This window comes from Stenotrophomonas sp. 80084_Sma (assembly GCF_056481995.1).
Genome location: NZ_CM151177.1, coordinates 1,473,234 through 1,491,974, shown reverse-complemented (window position 1 = coordinate 1,491,974; position 18,741 = coordinate 1,473,234). Strand labels below are relative to the sequence as shown.

The 18,741-nt window shown below is 67.2% G+C and carries 17 protein-coding genes; 12 read left to right on the top strand and 5 right to left on the bottom strand.

Going from position 1 to position 18,741, the window contains the following annotated elements:
• Positions 1 to 38 precede the first annotated feature (38 nt).
• A complete protein-coding gene (locus tag ACZK3W_RS07000; protein ID WP_046983231.1) occupies positions 39 to 656 on the top strand; it encodes an HD-GYP domain-containing protein in 618 nt (205 codons plus the stop codon).
• A gap of 87 nt (positions 657 to 743) precedes the next feature.
• Here the strand turns inward: ACZK3W_RS07000 and ACZK3W_RS06995 are convergent, their stop codons facing one another.
• Together ACZK3W_RS06995 and gpmA are read right to left on the bottom strand one after the other, a co-directional pair.
• Positions 744 to 2,837, bottom strand: a complete 2,094-nt coding sequence (locus ACZK3W_RS06995) for a M13 family metallopeptidase (protein ID WP_478450607.1) — start codon at positions 2,835 to 2,837, stop codon at positions 744 to 746.
• 209 nt (positions 2,838 to 3,046) lie between these two features.
• Positions 3,047 to 3,796: a 2,3-diphosphoglycerate-dependent phosphoglycerate mutase gene (gpmA, locus tag ACZK3W_RS06990; RefSeq protein WP_019337589.1), complete on the bottom strand. Its 750-nt coding sequence runs from the start codon at positions 3,794 to 3,796 to the stop codon at positions 3,047 to 3,049.
• A gap of 94 nt (positions 3,797 to 3,890) precedes the next feature.
• Here gpmA and nfi point away from each other — a divergent pair, with 94 nt between their 5' ends.
• The gene (gene nfi, locus ACZK3W_RS06985; protein WP_478450606.1) at positions 3,891 to 4,565 is read left to right on the top strand and encodes a deoxyribonuclease V; all 675 of its coding nucleotides are present in this window, start codon (positions 3,891 to 3,893) and stop codon (positions 4,563 to 4,565) included.
• A 38-nt stretch (positions 4,566 to 4,603) separates the two neighbouring features.
• On the opposite strand, the gene ACZK3W_RS06980 is transcribed toward nfi, so the two are convergent.
• Both ACZK3W_RS06980 and ACZK3W_RS06975 read right to left on the bottom strand, forming a co-directional pair.
• A complete protein-coding gene (locus ACZK3W_RS06980) occupies positions 4,604 to 5,584 on the bottom strand; it encodes a cation diffusion facilitator family transporter (RefSeq protein ID WP_107432646.1) in 981 nt (326 codons plus the stop codon).
• Positions 5,585 to 5,764: 180 nt separating this feature from the next.
• Positions 5,765 to 8,014 (bottom strand): TonB-dependent siderophore receptor, encoded by a 2,250-nt coding sequence (locus ACZK3W_RS06975; protein WP_180837969.1) that lies wholly within the window; start codon positions 8,012 to 8,014, stop codon positions 5,765 to 5,767.
• 289 nt (positions 8,015 to 8,303) lie between these two features.
• Between ACZK3W_RS06975 and ACZK3W_RS06970 the strand changes: the two genes are divergently transcribed.
• A complete protein-coding gene (locus ACZK3W_RS06970) occupies positions 8,304 to 9,719 on the top strand; it encodes a GGDEF domain-containing protein (protein WP_478450605.1) in 1,416 nt (471 codons plus the stop codon).
• A 95-nt stretch (positions 9,720 to 9,814) separates the two neighbouring features.
• Here the strand turns inward: ACZK3W_RS06970 and ACZK3W_RS06965 are convergent, their stop codons facing one another.
• The gene (locus ACZK3W_RS06965; RefSeq protein ID WP_478450604.1) at positions 9,815 to 11,032 is read right to left on the bottom strand and encodes an MFS transporter; all 1,218 of its coding nucleotides are present in this window, start codon (positions 11,030 to 11,032) and stop codon (positions 9,815 to 9,817) included.
• A 77-nt stretch (positions 11,033 to 11,109) separates the two neighbouring features.
• On the opposite strand from ACZK3W_RS06965, the gene ACZK3W_RS06960 reads away from it, so the two are divergent.
• From ACZK3W_RS06960 to ACZK3W_RS06920, 9 genes are all read left to right on the top strand, one after another.
• Positions 11,110 to 11,559, top strand: coding sequence for a winged helix-turn-helix transcriptional regulator (locus ACZK3W_RS06960; RefSeq protein ID WP_049399611.1), 450 nt, complete (start codon positions 11,110 to 11,112; stop codon positions 11,557 to 11,559).
• Positions 11,560 to 11,632: 73 nt separating this feature from the next.
• Positions 11,633 to 12,760, top strand: a complete 1,128-nt coding sequence (locus ACZK3W_RS06955; RefSeq protein ID WP_180837966.1) for a metallophosphoesterase — start codon at positions 11,633 to 11,635, stop codon at positions 12,758 to 12,760.
• A 134-nt stretch (positions 12,761 to 12,894) separates the two neighbouring features.
• Complete coding sequence (locus ACZK3W_RS06950) at positions 12,895 to 13,578, top strand: response regulator (RefSeq protein WP_014646433.1); 684 nt, start codon at positions 12,895 to 12,897, stop codon at positions 13,576 to 13,578.
• Positions 13,575 to 14,954, top strand: coding sequence for a sensor histidine kinase (locus ACZK3W_RS06945; protein ID WP_005412674.1), 1,380 nt, complete (start codon positions 13,575 to 13,577; stop codon positions 14,952 to 14,954). The genes ACZK3W_RS06950 and ACZK3W_RS06945 overlap by 4 nt, the downstream gene beginning before the upstream one ends.
• 79 nt (positions 14,955 to 15,033) lie before the next feature.
• On the top strand, positions 15,034 to 15,870 hold the full coding sequence (locus ACZK3W_RS06940) for an alpha/beta hydrolase (RefSeq protein ID WP_010483180.1): 837 nt from the start codon (positions 15,034 to 15,036) through the stop codon (positions 15,868 to 15,870).
• A gap of 1 nt (position 15,871) precedes the next feature.
• Positions 15,872 to 16,231, top strand: coding sequence for an EamA family transporter (locus ACZK3W_RS06935; RefSeq protein ID WP_012479558.1), 360 nt, complete (start codon positions 15,872 to 15,874; stop codon positions 16,229 to 16,231).
• Complete coding sequence (locus tag ACZK3W_RS06930; protein ID WP_125894491.1) at positions 16,228 to 16,626, top strand: DMT family transporter; 399 nt, start codon at positions 16,228 to 16,230, stop codon at positions 16,624 to 16,626. Before ACZK3W_RS06935 ends, ACZK3W_RS06930 begins: the two co-directional genes overlap by 4 nt.
• 10 nt (positions 16,627 to 16,636) lie before the next feature.
• A complete protein-coding gene (locus ACZK3W_RS06925) occupies positions 16,637 to 17,839 on the top strand; it encodes a DegT/DnrJ/EryC1/StrS family aminotransferase (RefSeq protein ID WP_125894494.1) in 1,203 nt (400 codons plus the stop codon).
• A gap of 174 nt (positions 17,840 to 18,013) precedes the next feature.
• On the top strand, positions 18,014 to 18,730 hold the full coding sequence (locus tag ACZK3W_RS06920) for an MtnX-like HAD-IB family phosphatase (RefSeq protein WP_478450603.1): 717 nt from the start codon (positions 18,014 to 18,016) through the stop codon (positions 18,728 to 18,730).
• Positions 18,731 to 18,741 lie beyond the last annotated feature (11 nt).

Below are 18,741 nucleotides of genomic sequence, written 5' to 3'. Positions count from 1 at the left end.
CCGAATACCCCGCACCGGTCCCCACCCGGTGCGGGCGGATGACCATGTTTCCTGACGCCGTACCCGCCCCCGACCTGCTGCACGCGCAGGCCTGCCTGATCGATGCCCTCTCGATGTCGCTGCAGATGCGCGACGCCTACACCCGCCACCACTGCGATCGCGTCGGACTGCTCGCGCAGCGCCTGGCCGCACGCTGCGATCTCGACGATGAAGCCTGCGCGCAGATCGGCCTGGCCGCCCGTTTCCACGACATCGGCAAGATCGGCATTCCCGACGATGTGCTGCTGGCCCCGCGCCGGCATACCGACGAGGAGCGCGCGATCATGCGCGAGCATCCGGTGCGTGGCGAGCACATTTTCATGGCCACCGGCCGCAGCGATGCCGTACCGGTGGCACGGCTGATCCGCACCCATCACGAGGCCTTCGATGGCAGTGGCTATCCCGATGGCCTGCGCGGCGAAGACATTCCACTCGGTGCACGCATCGTCACCATCGCCGATGCCTACGACGCGATGACCAGCGTGCGTCCCTACCGCACCGCGATGGAGCACGAAAAGGTGCTGCGGATCATTGACGAGCAATCCGGCGGCCTGATCGATCCCTACGTGCTGCAGCGCTTCCATCGCATGCTGGCGCAGGAGCCGGCGCTGGCCTGAGACGGGCATGGCCCGGCGCTACCGATCAGACAAACAAAAGGCCCGGCATTCGCCGGGCCTTCTGCATCACGCATCACGTGCGATCGATTACCAGATCACCACGCGCTTGTCGTCGGCACGCACCATCGCGTCGCCGGCCTTGCACTGGAACGCAGCGGCATACGACGGCATGTTCGACGGCGCGCCGTTGGCACGGAAGTTGGCCGGCGCGTGCGGGTCGGTGTTCAGGCGGACGCGCAGCTCACCGTCGGTGAAGTTGCGGCGCCACACGGTGGCCCAGTTCATGAAGAAGCGCTGGTCCTGGCTGTGACCATCGACTTCGACATTCGCCTTCGGATCTTCCTTCAGCGCCATCTGCAACGCGTCGTAGGCCACGGTCAGGCCGCCCAGGTCGCCGATGTTCTCGCCCAGGGTCAACTTGCCCTTCACGAACACGCCCGGCACCGATTCATAGCCATCGAACTGCGCGACCAGCTGGTCGGTACGTTCGGTGAAGGCCTTGCGGTCGGCGTCGGTCCACCAGTTGTCGAAGTTGCCGTTGGCAGCGAACTGGCTGCCCGAGTCGTCGTAGCCGTGCATCATCTCGTGGCCGATGACCGCACCGATGCCGCCGTAGTTCAGCGCCGGATCGGCCTTGGCGTCGAAGAACGGCGCCTGCAGGATGGCGGCCGGGAACACGATCTCGTTCTTGGTGGCGTTGTAGTACGCGTTGACGGTCTGCGGCGTCATGCCCCACTCGGTCTTGTCCACCGGCTTGCCGATCTTGTCCAGCATGTAGCGGTAATTGAACGCACGCGCCGCCTGCATGTTGCCCAGGTAGCTGTCGCCGTTGGTCTGCAGGCCCGCCCAGTCACGCCACTTGTCCGGGTAACCGATCTTCGGGGTGAAGCTGGCCCACTTCTCCAGGGCCTTCTTCTTGGTTTCTTCGCCCATCCACGGCAGCTGCTCCAGGCGCGCCTTCAGCGCCTGCGACAGGTTTTCCACCAGGTGCTGCATGGCCACCTTGGATTCGGCTGGGAACACGGCGTCGACGTACAGCTGGCCCAGGGCTTCACCCATGCCGCCGTTGACCGACTCCAGCACGCGCTTCCAGCGCGGCTGCATTTCCTTCTGGCCACGCAGGGTGGTGCCATAGAAATCGAAGTTGGCCTTCTCGAACTGGCTGCTCAGGTACGGCGAGGCGTCGTCGATGGTGTGGAAGCGCAGGTAGGCCTGCCACGTGGCGGCCGGCACGTCGGCCAGCATCTTGTCCATTTCACTGAAGAAGCCCGGCTGGGCCAGCGAGAACTTCTGCGCGGCCGGCACCTTCAGGGTGTCGAACAGCGCGGTCCAGCTGAAGTTCGGGGTCAGCTTGTCGGCGTCGGCGGCGCTGAGCGGGTTGTAGCGCTTGGCCGGGTCACGCATTTCGATGCGCGACATCGAGGCCTTGGCCAGGCGGGTTTCGAAGGCCATCACGGCCTTGGCCTGCTCGGCGGCCTGCGCCGCGTCCACGCCGGACAGGGTCAGCACCTGTGCGATGTAGGCCACGTAGGCGTCGCGGATCTTGGCCTGCGCGTCATCGAAGTAGTAGCCCTTCTCCGGCAGGCCCAGGCCGCCCTGGCCGACGTAGGCGATGACGTTGGCCGAATCCTTGTAATCGGCATTGGCGAACAGCGAGAACAGCACGCCCTTGCCCTCGGCCTGGCTGTCGCGCAGGTACTGGGTGATGGCGGCGGTGTCGTTCAGCGCGGTGATCTTGTCCAGCTGCGGCTGCAGCGGAGCGAGGCCGGCGGCTTCGATCTTGGCTTCATCGTTGCCGGTCTTCCAGATGTCACCGATCTTGGCTTCCACCGAGCCGGCCTTGGCCTGGCTGGCCGCGGCCTGCTGCACCAGTGCGTGCTGCACTTCCAGCGAGCGCTCGCGCAGGATCTCGAAGCTGCCCCAGGTGGTCTGGTCGCCCGGCACCGGGTTGGCCTTCAGCCACTTGCTGTTGACGAAGCCGTTGAGGTCGGTACAGGCCGAGATGGACGGATCCAGGTCGGCGCTGTTGAGCGAGATCAGCGGCGTCTTGATCTGCGACAGGTCGAAGGCCGGTTTGGCGTCGGCGCTGGCCGCCGGCGCGGTTTCATTCTTGCCACAGGCCGCCAGCGAGGCAGCGATGGCGATGGTCAGGCCCAGCGGGACCAGGTTGCGGACGTTCATGAGGCTCTCCTGCGGGTAATTTCACAGGGTAGCCGGGGAGGCCTGCGGTGGGACCGGCCAAAGGTCACAGGACGCGCTTATGTAGAGTCGAGCCATGCTCGACTGCTCTCCGTTCCGGGTTTATTGTCCTTGCGGCAAGAGGCCAACAGCAGTCGAGCATGGCTCGACTCTACAAAAAAACGAAGGCCGGCTTGCGCCGGCCTTCTGTTTTATTTCGCCTTGCCCTGGTTGGCCACGGCTTCAGCGGCCTTGCGCGCTGCTTCCGGGTCGCCCAGATAGCGGAACGACTGCACCGTCAGGTCGTCGTTCAACTCGAACAGCAGCGGGATGCCGGTCGGGATGTTCAGCTCGAGGATTTCCTCGCGCGAGACGTTGTTGAGGTACTTGTACAGCGCGCGCAGCGAGTTGCCGTGGGCGGTGACCAGCACGGTCTTGCCGTCCTTCAGCTGCGGCGCGATGGCGTCGTGCCAGTACGGCAGCACGCGGTCCAGCGTGGTCGCCAACGATTCGGTGCCCGGCAACGCGTTGCGGTCCAGGCCAGCGTAGCGACGGTCATGGATCGGGTGGCCCGGATCTTCCAGGTCCATCGCCGGCGGCGGGATGTCGTACGAACGACGCCACACCTTGACCTGGTCCTCGCCGTGCTTGGCCGCGGTCTCGGCCTTGTCCAAGCCCTGCAGGCCGCCGTAGTGGCGCTCGTTGAGGCGCCAGGACTTGTTCACCGGCAGCCAGTCCTGCTCCAGCTCGGCCAGCGCACCCTGCAGGGTGTGGATGGCGCGCTTGAGCACGGAGGTGTGGGCGACGTCGAACTGCAGGCCTTCCTCGCGCATCAGGCGACCGGCGGCAGCCGCTTCCCGGCGCCCCTGCTCGGTCAGGTCGACATCGACCCAGCCGGTGAAGCGGTTGTCCAGGTTCCACTGGCTCTGGCCATGGCGCAACAGTACGAGTTTACGGGTCACTGCAGGGTCTCCAACGCGAGGAAAGGCAGGCCGCCATTGTAGCCCCGGGCGCCGCTCACCGTGCCGTGGCCCCACACATGCGATGCTGCAACCAATGAATACGGTGATCGACCCCGGACGCTGGGAAGGCAGCGTCGCCGCGGCCCGCGAGCAGCAGATCCAGCTGGCCGGTCGCGTGGAACGCCAGGACCGGCTGCCACGCACGGTGCGCTGGCTGGCCGGGCTGGATGTCGGCTTCGAGGATGATGGCGCCATCACACGCGCCGCGGCGGTACTGCTGGACGCGGAGACGCTGCAGCCCGTGGCGCAGGAGATCGCGCGCATCCCCACGGTGATGCCCTATATCCCCGGCCTGCTCAGCTTCCGCGAGCTGCCGGCACTGCTGGCCGCGCTGGCGCTGCTTCCGCATACGCCGGACCTGGTGTTCGTCGATGGCCATGGCATCAGCCACCCGCGACGATTGGGCGTGGCCGCGCATCTGGGCGTGGTCACCGACCTGCCGAGCATCGGCGTGGCCAAGTCGAAGCTGGTGGGCAGGTTCGTCGAACCGGGCGCCGAGGCCGGTGCGCATACGCCGCTGCTGGATGGCGATGAACAGTTGGGCTGGGTGCTGCGCAGCAAGATTCGCTGCAAGCCGCTGTTCGTGGCCGGTGGCCATCGGGTCAGTGCGGATACCGCGCTGGACTGGGTACAGCGCACCCTGCGCGGGTACCGGCTGCCGGAACCGACCCGGCTGGCGGATCGGCTGGCCTCGCGACGGGACGAATGACCGCACCGGGCATCACCCGGCGCGGTCGCCATCCTCGTTCAGCGATGCACGTGGCCGCGGTGGCCCTGCGCGTCCTCGCCGTGGTCATGGCCTTCATGGCCCTCGTGCTCGCCGGCCTTGGCCGGCGCCGGCTCACCACAGGCTTCGCCGCAGTGGTCCGCTTCGATCTGCAGTGTCACGTGCTCGATGCCGAAGTCATCGTGCAGGCGCCCGCCCAGATCACGACGCAGCGCATCGGCATCGGTGCCGTCGCGCATCACGATGTGCGCGGTCAGCGCCGGGGTGCTGGAGGCCAGCGCCCACACATGCAGGTCATGCACGTCCAGTACCGCAGCGTGGCCGGACAGGCTGTCGCGCACCTTGGCCACGTCCATGCCCTTGGGCACGCCTTCCAGCAGCACGTTGATCGCCTCGCGCATCAGCACATAGGTGCGCGGCAACACCCACAGGCCGATCAGCACCGCCAGGATCGGGTCGATCGGCTTCCAGCCGGTCCACTTGATCAACAGCGCGCCAGCAATCACGGCCACCGAGCCGAGCATGTCTGCCCACACTTCCAGGTAGGCGCCCTTCACGTTGAGGCTCTCGCCGCTGCCGGCCTGCAGCAGGCGCATCGAGATCAGATTGATGACCAGGCCCGCCGCGGCAATCACCAGCATGCCCGACGAGGCAATCTCCTGCGGCTCGCGGAAACGTCCAATGGCCTCCCACAGGATATAGCCGGCAACCACGAACAGCATCGCGCCGTTGATCATCGCGCCCAGCGCTTCCAGGCGCGCATAGCCGTAGGTGCGGCGCGCGTCCGGCGGGCGCCGGCTCAGCCGCACCGCGACCAGTGCGATCATCAGCGCCAGCGCATCGGTGGCCATGTGCGCTGCGTCTGACAGCAGTGCCAGGCTGTTGGTCCAGAACGCGCCCACCACCTCGACGACGAGGAAGGTGGAGGTCAGGCCGAGTGCCCACCACAAGGGTTTCTCGTGGCGGATCTCGGATGGCAGGTGATCGTGGTCGTGGCCCATGGCAACAGCTCCTTTGCGATGGGAGGCAGGCTACGCCGGAGGGCGTTGGGAAACTATCACGGTGTTTATAACATTGCAGGCCACGCGGTCCCTCACCGGGCATGGCCCGGTGCTACCGGAGCGCGGCCGGCAACGCCAGGCCACGCCTGGCGAACGCAGCGGACCGACGTCCGCCTGCGGTCAGAACCCGAAGCGCAGGCTGGCCCAGTACGCGCGGCCCGGCTCGTTGTAGGTCGCCGCGCCGGCATCGCTGCTGTTGGCCTCGCGGAACAGGCGCTTGTCGGCCAGGTTGTTGACGCCGAAACCGAAGCTGACCGTCTCGGTCACCTTGTAGCGCGCGCTCACGCCCCAGATGTTGTACGCACCACGGTCCTGCAGCGCGATCGACGGATCGCAGGTGCCGGTGCAGCGCGGATCATTGTTGATGTTGGTGGTGGCCGGCTTCTGCTTGCCGTAGAAGGTGCCGGTCAGCAGCAGCGACAACTTGTCGGTGGCCTGCCAGTCCAGCATCGTGTTGACGGTGTACTTCGGAATCACCGACAGCGGCTGGCCGGTGCTCTTGTTCTCGTTCTCCACCATGTAGGTGAAGTTGTTGCTCCACTTCAGGCGGTTGCCCTGCTCGCCCAGCAGCGGGACCACCAGGTTGCCTTCCAGACCCTGCACGATCGCCTTGGGTGCGTTCTCCCAGCGGAAGATGCGGCCCTTGGTGTCGGCGGTCAGCCCGATCTGGTTGTACCCGGCCTGGATCTTGTCCTTGTAGTCGTTGTGGAAGTAGGTCAACGACGCTTGCCAGCCGCTCTGCGGAGCCCACTCGATACCCAGTTCCTTGTTCAGGCTGGTTTCCGCCTTCAGGTCCGAGTTGCCGCGCATGTAGCAGCCGGCGCCCAGGCTCGGCAGTGCATTCGGGCAGCCATTGCCCCGGGTGTAATACAGATAGTCCGGATTCGACTGGTACAGGTTCGGCGCCTTGAATGCACGGGCGATACCGCCCTTCACCACCCAGTCGCGGTTGATGCGGAACTGCGCGTTGAGGCTGGGGCTGGTGTTGTTGCCGAACTGACTGTGGTGGTCGAAGCGCAGGCCCGGGGTGACGATCCAGCGCTCGCCCAGGTAGATGTTGTCTTCCACGAACACGGCGGTGGTCTGCGCGTCGGACTTGCCGCGTGCGCGATCGGCCGACAGCCCCGGGATGCCGCCGCCGCTGCTGCTGGACTGGCTCATCGAGTACGGGTCGGTCAGGCGGCTGTCCAGGTATTCAAAGCCCAGCGTCCAGATGTTCTCGGCACCACCCAGCGTGGTCGGGAAACTGACTTCGCCGTCCAGCTGGTAGTTGCGCAGGCGCGAGGTCGACCAGTCGGTGCCGTTGAAGCTGCCCTCCGGGCCACCGGCCAGGCCTTCGTTGATGCGCGAGTTGTTCACCGCCTCCACTGCAGCCGTTACCCGCGAGGTCACATCACCCCAGCGGCCGCGATGGGTGATCGCGCCGGTGTTGCGGTACATGCGGTTGGTCTCGGCCTGCTGCTCGGCCAACGCCCCCAGATCGATCGGTGTCGAGGTACCGGTGGTGCTGACCGCGCGGTCGCCAGCATAGATGTTGCCCTGGCGACTGGTGCCGGCTTCGAATTCGACCACCTGGTTGGCGGTCACGTCCCAGCGCAGCAGCGCGTTGACATCGCGGTTCTTGACGCCCTCGCGACCGGCCGGCGGCACCGCGTTCGGATTCGTCGCGAAGTCACGATTGAGTTCCAGCGAATCGGCGTCGGTCTTGTTGAGATTGCCGTACAGGCGGAACGACAGGGTGTCGGTCATCGGCCCGCTCAGCTGCAGGCCGACGCGCTCGCTGCCGCCTTCGGCGCTGTGCTCGGGCACCAGGCCATACAGGTCGACCGCGCCGGTCAGGTCGCCGGTCGGGCGCTTGGTGATGATGTTGACCACGCCACCGGAAGCACCCGAGCCATAACGTGCCGCTGCAGGGCCACGCAGCACTTCGATGCGCTCGATCATTTCCGCCGGCACCCAGTTGGTATCGCCGCGGGTATTGCGCTCACCGCTGCGGCCCATGCGCACGGCATCACGCGCACCGATGCGCTTGCCGTCGACCAGGATCAGGGTGTTTTCCGGGCCCATGCCACGCAGATCGATCTGGCGGTTGTTGCCGTACTGGCCCGAGGCACTGTTGCCGGTCAGGTTGACGCCGGGCATGGTGCGCAGCAGCTCGGCGATGTCGTTGGCCGGCGGGCGCCTGGCGATGTCCTCTGCGGTGATGGTCGAGGTACCCAGGGCCTGGCGCGCGATCTGCGAGGCGGTGACGTGCACCGTGTCGATATCGGTGGCGTCGGTTTCGGCGTGGGCGGTCAGGGCGCTGCCGGCCAGCAGGGCGGCAACGGCAAGCGCCAGCGGGCGCGGCGAAAGGACAACGGCAGGGGACATGATCAGGACCTTCTGGCAGGGCTACGGGGCCTCTGGCAAAGGGCTTGAGGCAACGACGAGGGGGAGGCGGAGCAGTCCTGCAGCAGGCACCTGCAGCCCGTTCCGTGCGCGCATTCTCCCATCAATGCGATTGATTCTCAAATGCGTTCACTCATTGCCGCAGCGGCGCCGATGTGGTTTGCGCACCGTGCAACCCTGCACCGCGCGTAAACTGGCCGGCTAACCCGCCATCAACCGTATGCCGCCGCGGCCGATACCCGTGGTTTGCCGTACGCAGTCAGAGATCGACGTGGAACCACCCCAATTGGACGATGCCAGCCAGCCGCTGGCCGAGGCCTGGCAGCAGTGTCTGCTGAAGGCCGGCCCTGCCGCCACCGCGCTGCTCAAGGCCGCTGCTACCGATGCCCCACCCGCGCTGGCCCAGCGCTTTTACGAAGTGCTGCTGCAGGACACCCGTGCGCGCCGTTTCCTGTCCCACGACCAGGTCAAGCAGCGCCTGCAGCCGGCCATGCAGCGCTGGCTGGCGCAGCTGCTGACCACTGATGCCAGCGGCATCGCCAACACCGTGGCCTCACAGCGGATCATCGGCGACGTGCACGCCCGCGTCGGCATTCCGGTCGACCTGGTTACCCGCGGTGCGCGTGTCCTCAAGCACGAACTGTTCGTGCGCCTGCGCGACGATGCACCGGACAGCGACACCGCCTTTGCCGCCATCGACTGCCTCAGCGCGATCATGGATATCGCCATGGAAGGCATGACCCTGGCCTACACCCACGCGCGCGAGCGCTCCACCCGTGCCGACGCCGCCTACCGGCTGTTCTCGCTGGTACAGAACGTCGGTACCGAACGCGAGCGCCAGCGCGCACTGCTGCTGGACTGGGAAAACGCCCTGCTCTACGCGTTGGCCGGCCACGTGCAGGCCAGCGACAACGCCAGCCTGGCTACCTCGGAGTTCGGCCTGTGGTTCACCCACAAGGGCATCCCCAGCTTCGGCGAAAGCAGCGAAACGCAGCAGGTGGGCCAGTTGATGGCCCGCATTGATGGCCACCTGCAGCGCGCGAGCGGCGATGCTCCGGCGCAGCGACTGGCGGTGCTGCCGGCCATCCGCGAGGACCTGGCCGCCATCCGCACCCTGATGACACTGCTGTTCGAGCGCATCGGCGAACTGGATGCCGGCAGCGACGCGCTGACCAACCTGCTCAACCGTCGCTTCCTGCCCACCGTGCTGCGCCGGGAAATCGAGCTGGCCACACGCAACCGCACACCATTCTCGCTGCTGCTGCTCGACCTGGATCACTTCAAGGCAATCAACGACGGCCACGGCCACGATGCCGGCGACCGCGCGTTGCAGCACGTCGCCGGCCTGCTCGGCCAGCTCACGCGCGGCAGCGACTACCTGTTCCGCTATGGCGGCGAAGAATTCGTGGTGGTACTGGTGGCTGCCAGCGAATCGCAGGCGACCGTGATCGCCGAGAGCCTGCGGCGGCAGATCGCACAGTCGCCGGTGGCACTGGCCAACGGCCAGGTGCTGGCACTGACCGCCAGCATCGGCGTGGCCGGCCACGACGGCCATCCGGACTACGAGCGGCTGATGGCCCGTGCCGACGCGGCAATGTACGAGGCCAAGCGCAGCGGCCGCAACCGCGTGGTGGTGGCCAGTGCGGACCTGCAGGAAGCGCCGGGACGGCGCGCACTGCAGCGATGACGGCAGGACAGGTAGAGTCGACCGCGGGTCGACTATCGCGCGCACCGCGGGGTTTTTCGCGCGCAGGGCGAAGAGCAGTCGGCTGACAGTCGACTCTACTGACAGCCGGCACTACCGATACGGCCGCCGGCCGCTGCTTTCACCGCCACCACCCACCACGCTGCCCACCAGAGCAGCGCCAGCAACGCGATGCCCGCCCCCAACAGGCATACCGCCGGCCAGCCATGGCGCGCCTGCATCCACGGCCCGGCCGCTGCACCGGCACCACTGCCCACCGCATAGAACAGCATGTACAAAGCCACCAGGCGTCCATGCTGTTCAGCCGGCGCGCGCAGCAGCAATGCCTGGTTAGATACGTGCAGTGCCTGCCCACCCAGGTCGAGCACAATCACGCCCAACAGCAGCAACGACAGCGACTGCGGCAGGCCCAGCAAGGGCCACCACGCAACCAGCATCAACAACAGCGCACCGACGCTGACCGGATGCGCGAAACCACGGTCCATCCAGTGCCCTACCCGCGCCGCCAGCAGCGCACCGATCACCCCGGCCAGGCCCAGTGCACCGATGGCGGCGGTCGACCAATGCAGCGGTGGCGCCGAGAGCGGCAAGGGTGCCGCCGCCCAGAACACATTGAGGCCGGCAAACAGCAGCAGTGCCAGCGGCCCACGCTCGCGCAACGTTCGATCGCGGCGCAGCATGCCCAGCATCGAGCCCAGCAGCTCGCGCCAGCGTGGGGGAACCGACGGCACCGGTACTGCGGGCAGGCGCCGCCACAGCAGCGCCGCCAACCCCGCCATCACCATCGCTGACAACAGGTAGACCATCTGCCAGCCAAAGGCCGCCGCCACCGTACCGGACACCACGCGCGCCAGCAGCAGGCCGATGAACACGCCGCCCTGCACCACACCGACCACGCGACCGCGCTGCTCGGGCGGTGCCAGCATGGCGGTATAGGCGATCAGGCCCTGGGTCAGCGCCGTGCCCAGCAAGCCGGCCAGCAGCATGCCCGACAACAGCCAGCCCGCCGTGCGTGACGCTGCCAGCCACAGCAGCGCCAGCACCAATGCGATCAACTGCAGCCGCAGCAGGCGTCGCCGGTCACCACGGTCCGCCAGCGGCAGCAGGCCAAGCAACGCCAGCACGCTACCGGCCTGGGTAGCAGCCAGCACCGCGCCAGCCACGGCCCGGTCCAGCGCAAAGGCGCGTGCAAGCTGATCCAGCAGCGGCTGCGCGTAATAGACGTTGGCAACGCTGGCACCTGCGGCAACCGCGAGCAGGACCAGCAGCGGGCGGGGAAGCGATATGGCACTCATGATGTGGTTGCAATTTGAAACTTGATGCAGGCTACTGCCATTGGTTTTAAACTGCAACCACATCAGAGAGGTCCACCATGCACGCCGACAGCCCCTGCCCCGTCGCCCGCAGCGCCGATCTGCTCGGTGACCGTTGGGCGCTGCTGGTCATCCGTGATGCCTTCGATGGCGTCACCCGTTTCGGTGATTTCCAGCGCAGCCTCGGCGCGGCCCGCAACATCCTCAGCGACCGCCTGCGCCGGCTGGTAGAGGCCGGCGTCCTGCAGCTGCAGCCGGCCTCCGATGGATCGGCCTACCAGGAATACGTGCTCACCGCCGCTGGCCAGGAACTGTTCCCGCTACTGGTCGCGCTGCGCCAATGGGGTGAACGCCATCGCTTCGAGGCCGGTGAAGCCCATTCACAGCTGATCGAATCGGCGACGCGGCGGCCGCTGCCCTACATGCAGCCGCGCGGGCGCGACGGCCAGCCACTTCAGCCCACCGCCACCCGCGTGCGCAAGCTCAGGGACGGCGGGCGCGACACCTGATCCGCCCATTCGCGCACACCGACGAACACCCGCGCCGGTTAGCATCGGGTCTTTCCGCCACTGGATGCCGCCGATGTCGCGCGATCGCCCTTCCCTGCTGACCGCCCTGCTGTTGCCGCTGCTGGCCTGCGCCACAGCAACCACGCAGGCCCGCGAGGTTGCCGCGCCCGCCGACCACGTGCAGGCCGATGGCCCCTATGTGTTCCGCCAGGGCGACCAGCTGCAGGCCAAGTGGATCTGCGACGACAAGGTCGAGTCGCACACGCTTGCCACGCAGGCCGCAGGTACCGACATCGCCCCGCGCTGCGGCTACGAGCACTCGGTGCACGTGGCTGCCCCGAATGCGCCTTCGGTTTCCGTGCTGCCGGCCGTGCCGCGCATCGTTGCGCTGTCCGACATCCATGGCCAGTACGGGCTGCTGGTGCGCCTGCTGCGCGCCCACCAGGTCATCGATGCCCAGGATCGCTGGGCGCTGGGCAAGGACACGCTGGTCATCGCCGGCGATGTGTTCGACCGCGGCCCGCAGGTGACCGAGGCCTTCTGGCTGCTGTATGGCCTGCAGCTGCAGGCGGCCGCCGCCGGCGGCGCGGTGCACTTCGTGCTCGGCAACCACGAAACCATGGTGCTGTACGACGACCTGCGCTACGTCAACCCGAAGTACCTGCGCAGCGCGCAGCTGCTCGGCCGCAGCTACCCGCAGCTGTACGGTGCCGATTCGGTGATCGGGCAGTGGCTGCGCACCCGCCCGGTGCTGCTGAAGATCGGCGACACCCTGTTCCTGCACGGCGGTATTTCGCCCGAGGCAGTGCAGCTGGCGCTGGACCCGGCGCGCACCAATGCGGCCTACCAGGCGTCACTGGGCCTGCCAAAGGCCGAAGTAAAGGCCGACCCGGCCACCGCACCGCTGTATGACGGCAAGACCAGCCCGATCTGGTACCGCGGCTACTTCGATGGCCGCCTCGACACCGCGGGGGTGCAGACCGTACTCGACCGCCTGCAGCTCAAACGCATCGTGGTCGGCCACACCTCGATGCCACACGTCAGCAGCTTCCATGGCGACCGCGTGATCGCCATCGACAGCAGCATCAAGAACGGCGAGAACGGCGAACTGCTGTTCATCGAAAATGGCAGGCTCAGCCGTGGCCTGCTGGATGGCTCGCGGGTGCCGTTGGCGCCGGGTGAGCCGGGCCTGCAGGACTGAATGAAGGGACAGCGCGACGGCACCGGGCGGCGGCGGCGCGCTCCACCTTCACCCGGTTTGCGGCTACCCTCGGCAGCCGAGAGAGGCCCACCCCGTCCATCCGGTGGGCCTGACCGTTACAGGAGCCCCCGCGCATGCGCGTTCTGATTGCTGAAGACGACCCGGATATCGCCTCCGGCCTGTGCGCCTCGCTGCGCCGGCAGGGGCACGTGGTTGACCACGTCGACAACGGCGCGCACGCCGACGCGGCACTGGGCTCGACCCAGTACGCATTGCTGGTGCTGGACCTGGGCCTGCCTCAGCTGGATGGCCGCGATGTGCTGCAGCGCCTGCGTCAGCGCGGCGATGGCCTGGCGGTGCTGGTGGTGACCGCCCGCGATGGCCTGGCCGAACGCGTGCGCGTGCTCGACCTGGGCGCCGATGACTACCTGGTCAAGCCGTTCGCGCTGGACGAATTCGAAGCACGCGTGCGTGCGCAGCTGCGGCGGGTCACCAGCAATGGCAACCCGGACCTGCGCATCGGCCGCCTGCGTATCGATCTGGCCGGGCACCGGGTGTGGATCGACGACCAGTCGCTGGAACTGACCGCGCGCGAGTTCGGCCTGCTGTCGGCACTGGCGGTACGCGCCGAGCGCATCGTGTCGCGCGCGCAACTGGTGGAAGCGCTGTGCGACTGGGGCCAGGACCTCACCGACAACGGCCTGGACATCGCCCTGCACCGCCTGCGCCGCAAGCTGCAGCCCGGCGGCATGGGCATCCGCACTGTGCGCGGGCTGGGCTACATGCTGGAAGACGCGCAGGACGACAGCGCCCCGTGATCAGTGGACCACCCAGCCTGCGTCGGCGCCTGCTCGCCTTCCTGGCGTTGCCGATGCTGGGCCTGCTCACGTTCAACACGATCCTGGCCTACTACGTTGCGCTGGACTATTCCAACCGCATCCACGACCGCAACCTGATCGACGACACGCATTCGTTCGCGCAGATGCTGAGCACCATGCCGGTGACCAGCGACCTGTCTCCGCAGGCGCGCTTCCTGATCGAGTACGACCCCGACGGCCATCGCTACTTCAACGTCGACAGCAGCCGCATGGGTACGCTCAGCGGCAATGCAGACTTCAGCCCGTACGCCCCTTCGCAGGACTGCACCGGCGTGCATCCGGCGCTGTACGACGGCAACCTCAATGGCCAGCAGGTGCGCATGGCCACCGTCTGCACGCAGGCGATGAACGATCCGCAGGACCAGCTGGCGGTGACCGTGGCCGAGAGCATGGCCGACCGCCGGCAGCGTGCGCGCGAGATCCTGATGATCATCATCCCGCTGATGACCATGCTGGCGCTGGGTACCGCAGCGCTGGTCTGGTTCGGCGTGACCTATGGCCTGCGTATCCTGACCCCGCTGAGGACCCGCCTGGCCCAGCGCCGCGGCGAACTGGCGCCGATCTCCGATGCCGACGTGCCCGAGGAGATCCAGCCACTGATCAGCACCATCGATGATCTGTTTGCCCGCCAGGCGGAAATGATCACCCTGCAGAACCGTTTCATCGCCGATGCCGCGCACCAGCTGCGTTCGCCGCTGGCGGGCATGGCCCTGCATGTGGACCAGGCACTGGCACATGGCGACCCCGATACAGTGCGCGAGGCGCTGCAGCACATCCGCCGGCTCAACCAGCGCACCGCGCGGGTCAGCACCCAGCTGCTGGCACTGAGCCGGGCGCAGACCGTGCCCGATACCGTGGAGGCACTGGACCTGTGCGAGCTGGTACCGCAGTGGGTCGGCATGCGCGTACCGGAGGCGATCCGCGATGGCATCGATCTGGGCTACCGCGGCAGTCCCCATCCGCTGCGTGTACTGGGCAACGGCGCCATGCTGCAGGAAGCGCTGGACAACCTGATCGACAACGCCCTGCGTTATGCCGGCCGCAATGCAACCGTCACGGTGGGCGTGCACGCGCTGGACGACAATGATGTCGAACTGTATGTGGAAGACAACGGCCCTGGCGTGCCCGACGACGTGATGCCACGGCTGGGCGAGCGCTTCTTCCGGGCGCCGGGCACCGCTGCCAGCGGCACCGGCCTCGGCCTGGCCATCGCGCACGAGGCGGTGGAGCACTTCGGCGGCCGCCTGAGCTTCCTGAACCGCCCAGGTGGCGGACTGAAAGTCGCCATCACGCTGCCGCTGCTGAAGGCGCCCTGACCCGGCCCGGGGCGCTGAAAGGCTGGCGAAAATCGCGCTTGCGATCCTGCCATCCCCACTGCCGTCCCGGAGCCGCCAGGTGACCGAATCGCACGACTTCTTCCTCCCCGGTGGCCCACAGGGCGTGCTGCTGGTCCATGGCCTGACCGGCACCCCGGCGGAAATGCGCATGCTGGGCAAAGGGCTGAACAACGCCGGTTTCACCGTGCACGGCGTGCAGCTGCCCGGCCATTGCGGCAGCGTGGATGACCTGCTGGCGACCACCTGGGAACAGTGGTACCAGGGCGTGGAAGATGCGGCGGCAACCCTGCGCGGCAAGGTCGACCAGCTGTTCGTCGGCGGCCTGTCGATGGGCGCGGTGCTGTCGCTGGCACTGGCTGCACGTCGCCCCGAGTGGGTGTCCGGGGTTGGCGTGTACGGCGCCACCTTCCGCTATGACGGCTGGAACATCCCCGCCGTGGCCCGCTTCTCGTTCCTGCTGCCGTGGTTCAAGCGCTTCAACATCGGCCGCGACCGCATGTTCATGGAAGAGCCGCCGTACGGCCTGCGTGACGAGCGCCTGCGTGCACAAGTCAGTGCCGCCATGCTGTCCGGCGACAGCGCCGCCGCCGGCCTGCCGGGCAACCCCTGGCACGCCCTGGCCGAAATGCGCGCCCTGAGCAACTGGACCCGCCGCCACCTGCACCAGGTCACCGCGCCGTGCCTGGTGATGCACGCCCGCGAGGACGACGTGGCCAGCATGGGCAACGCCGAGCTGGTGATGTCGCGGGTCAGCGGCCCGAAGGAACTGGTGGTGCTGGAAGACAGTTACCACATGATCACCATCGACCGCGAACGCCGCGATGTGATCCGCCGCAGCGCGCGCTTCTTCACCGAAATCGGTGAACGCACTGGCGTGCTCAAGGCGGTGGCCTGACATGGGGGCACTTGCCACGCTGCTGTGGCTGGCCAATGTCGTGCTCGATACCGGTGGCCAGCTCGCCTTCAAGGCCGCCGCCAGCGACCCGCAGGAGGGCGAAGGACTGCAGCGCTGGAAACACATGCTCAGCCGTCCCTGGCTGTGGATCGGCATCGCCTGCTACGTGCTTGAGTTCGTCGCCTGGATCGCGTTCCTGTCGCTGGTGCCGCTGTCCAAGGGCGTGCTGCTGGGCTCGATCAACATCGTCGCGCTGATGATCGCCGGCCGTTTCCTGTTCCGCGAGAAACTCACGCCGCTGCGGGTGACCGGCATGCTGCTGGTCACCGCCGGCGTAGCCGTGGTGGGGGCCGGCTCATGAGGCGCCTGTATGTGATCGGCTTCCCGCTGCTGATGGCTTTCGACACGCTGGCCCAACTGTGCTTCAAGTACGCCGGTGACGCCGCGTTGCCGGTCGAGGCCAACACCGCCTGGCTGCTGCGCGTGCTGTCGCAGCCGTGGGTTTACGGCGCCATCCTCGGCTACGTGGGTGCATTCTTCACCTGGATGAGCCTGCTGCGCCATGCGCCGATCGGTCCCGCCTTTGCTGCCTCGCACCTGGAAGTGATCAGCGTGCTGCTGCTGTCGGCGTGGCTGTTGAACGAGCCGCTGACCCTGCACCATCTGCTCGGTGCGGTACTGATCGTGGCCGGCATCGTCTGCCTCGGCCGCGCCGAGGCGCACGACCCGCACAGCCCTGCCGAAAGCACCCCGTGAGCGCGCTGCGATGAGCCTGTTCGCGCGCGAACTGCCACCAACCGCCGGCCTGCCGATGCAGGCCAGCGATTTCCTTCCCGGTGGCGGCGACCTGCGTGACATCCTTGCCAGCCAGCTCGGCACACCGCCGCTGCAGCTGACCTGTTCCGGCACGCACGCGCTGCTGATCGCCCTGCGCACGCTGCGCAAGCGTGCGCCAAAGCGCGACACCGTGATCATGCCGGCCTATACCTGCCCGCTGGTGCCGATCGCGGTGCACAGCCTGGGCCTGCGCGTGCAGTTGTGCGATACCCGGCGCGGTCATTTCGACTTCGACCCCGGCCAGCTCAAGCGGCTGGCCGATGCGCGCACGCTGGCGATCCTGCCCACCCACCTGGGCGGGCGCATTGCCGATGTCGAGCTGGCCTGCGAAGTCGCCCGCAACGCCGGCGCCTGGGTGATCGAAGATGCCGCGCAGGCACTCGGCGCACGGGTCGGCAACAGCAGTGTCGGCCTGCGCGGCGATATCGGATTCTTCAGCCTGGCCGCCGGCAAGGGCCTGAGCCTGCATGAAGGCGGCCTGCTGGTCAGCCGCGATGACGAACTGCGTGCTGCGCTGGCCGAACATGCCGTCCAGCACGTTCGCTCCAGCCTGCGCTGGGAGCTGCTGCGGAGCCTGCAGTTGCTGGGCCTTGCTGCCTGCTATCGCCCTTCGCTGCTGTCACTGGTGTATGGCAATCCACTGCGCAATGCGCTTCAGCGTGGCGATCTGGAAGATGCGGTCGGTGACATTTTCCCGCTGGATATCCCGCAGCACCGGGTCAGCCAGTGGCGGCAGAACATCGGCGCGCATGCCGCGCGGCGCTTGCCGGCATTCCTTCAGGCCGGTCGGCTGCGTGCGTTGCAGCTGCGGGTGCAGCTGGCACAGCTGCCCGCCGTTGAGGTGGTCGATGGGCTGGCCGGTAGCGGTGGCACCTGGCCACTGTTAATGCTGCTGCTGCCCAGCCAACGCGCCCGCGATGCGGTACTGAAGGACTTGTGGCCACGCGGGCTTGGCGCCAGCCGCATGTTCATCCATGCCCTGCCCGGCTATGCCTACCTGCGCGGCATCGTGCCGCAGGACGACATGCCCAACGCACGCGACTTCGCCGCACGCATGCTGACCCTCGGCAACAGCGCCTGGCAGACCCGTGAAGAGACCGCCGAAATACTGCGGGCACTGGCCCGCGCGTGACGCCAGGACGCACGGATGGAGTGCGCCTCACGCATTCATCCATGCACCTTCCTGAACGCTTTCCGCGCCCTGCAATGCAGGCTTTCAACAGGAAAGGAACGAGAAAGGCTGCCTGCCTACATTGAGCCTGGCCCGGCATCGCGCCGGACGTTCCTTTCATCGACGGACCTGCCCATGCACTGGAGCATCCTGTGTGACTTCGACGGCACCATCAGCCTCGAAGATGTCATTGACTCGCTGCTGGAGAAATACGGCCAGCCGGGCTGGCAGGAACTGGAAGACCAGTGGAAAACGGGAAAGATCGGCTCGCGCGAATGCATGCAGGGCCAGGTCAGGCTGCTGAAGCTGGACCCGGCCACGCTCGACGCCCACCTGGACCAGGTGCAGATCGATCCGGGCTTTGCCGCCTTTGTCAGCCGTGCCGAACAGCTGGGCGTGCCGCTGCGCATCGTCAGCGACGGCCTGGACCATGCGATCCACCGCATCCTCGCCAACCACGGCCTGTCGCGACTGCCGGTGGTGGCCAACCACCTGCGCTGGTGCGATGACCACTGGGAACTGGAATCGCCCTACCAGGCCGAAGGCTGCCGCAGCGGCACCTGCAAGTGCACCTGCGCTGCGCAGGCGCGCGCCAACGAAGCACCGCGTGTGCTGATGATCGGCGATGGCAGTTCGGATTTCTGCGTCTCCGAAGATGCCGACTTCGTGTTCGCCAAGCGTCGCCTGATCACCCATTGCACCCATGCCGGCATCGAGCATGCCGCCATCGATACCTTCCACGATGCAATCGCACTGCTGCCGCGCTTGCTCGATGGCAGCCTGCTGCAGCCACGTCGTATCGACGCCAGCCCGCAGCCCGCCGTACTGCCCCTGCTGCTGGCCACCGCCTGAGCACTCCCTTC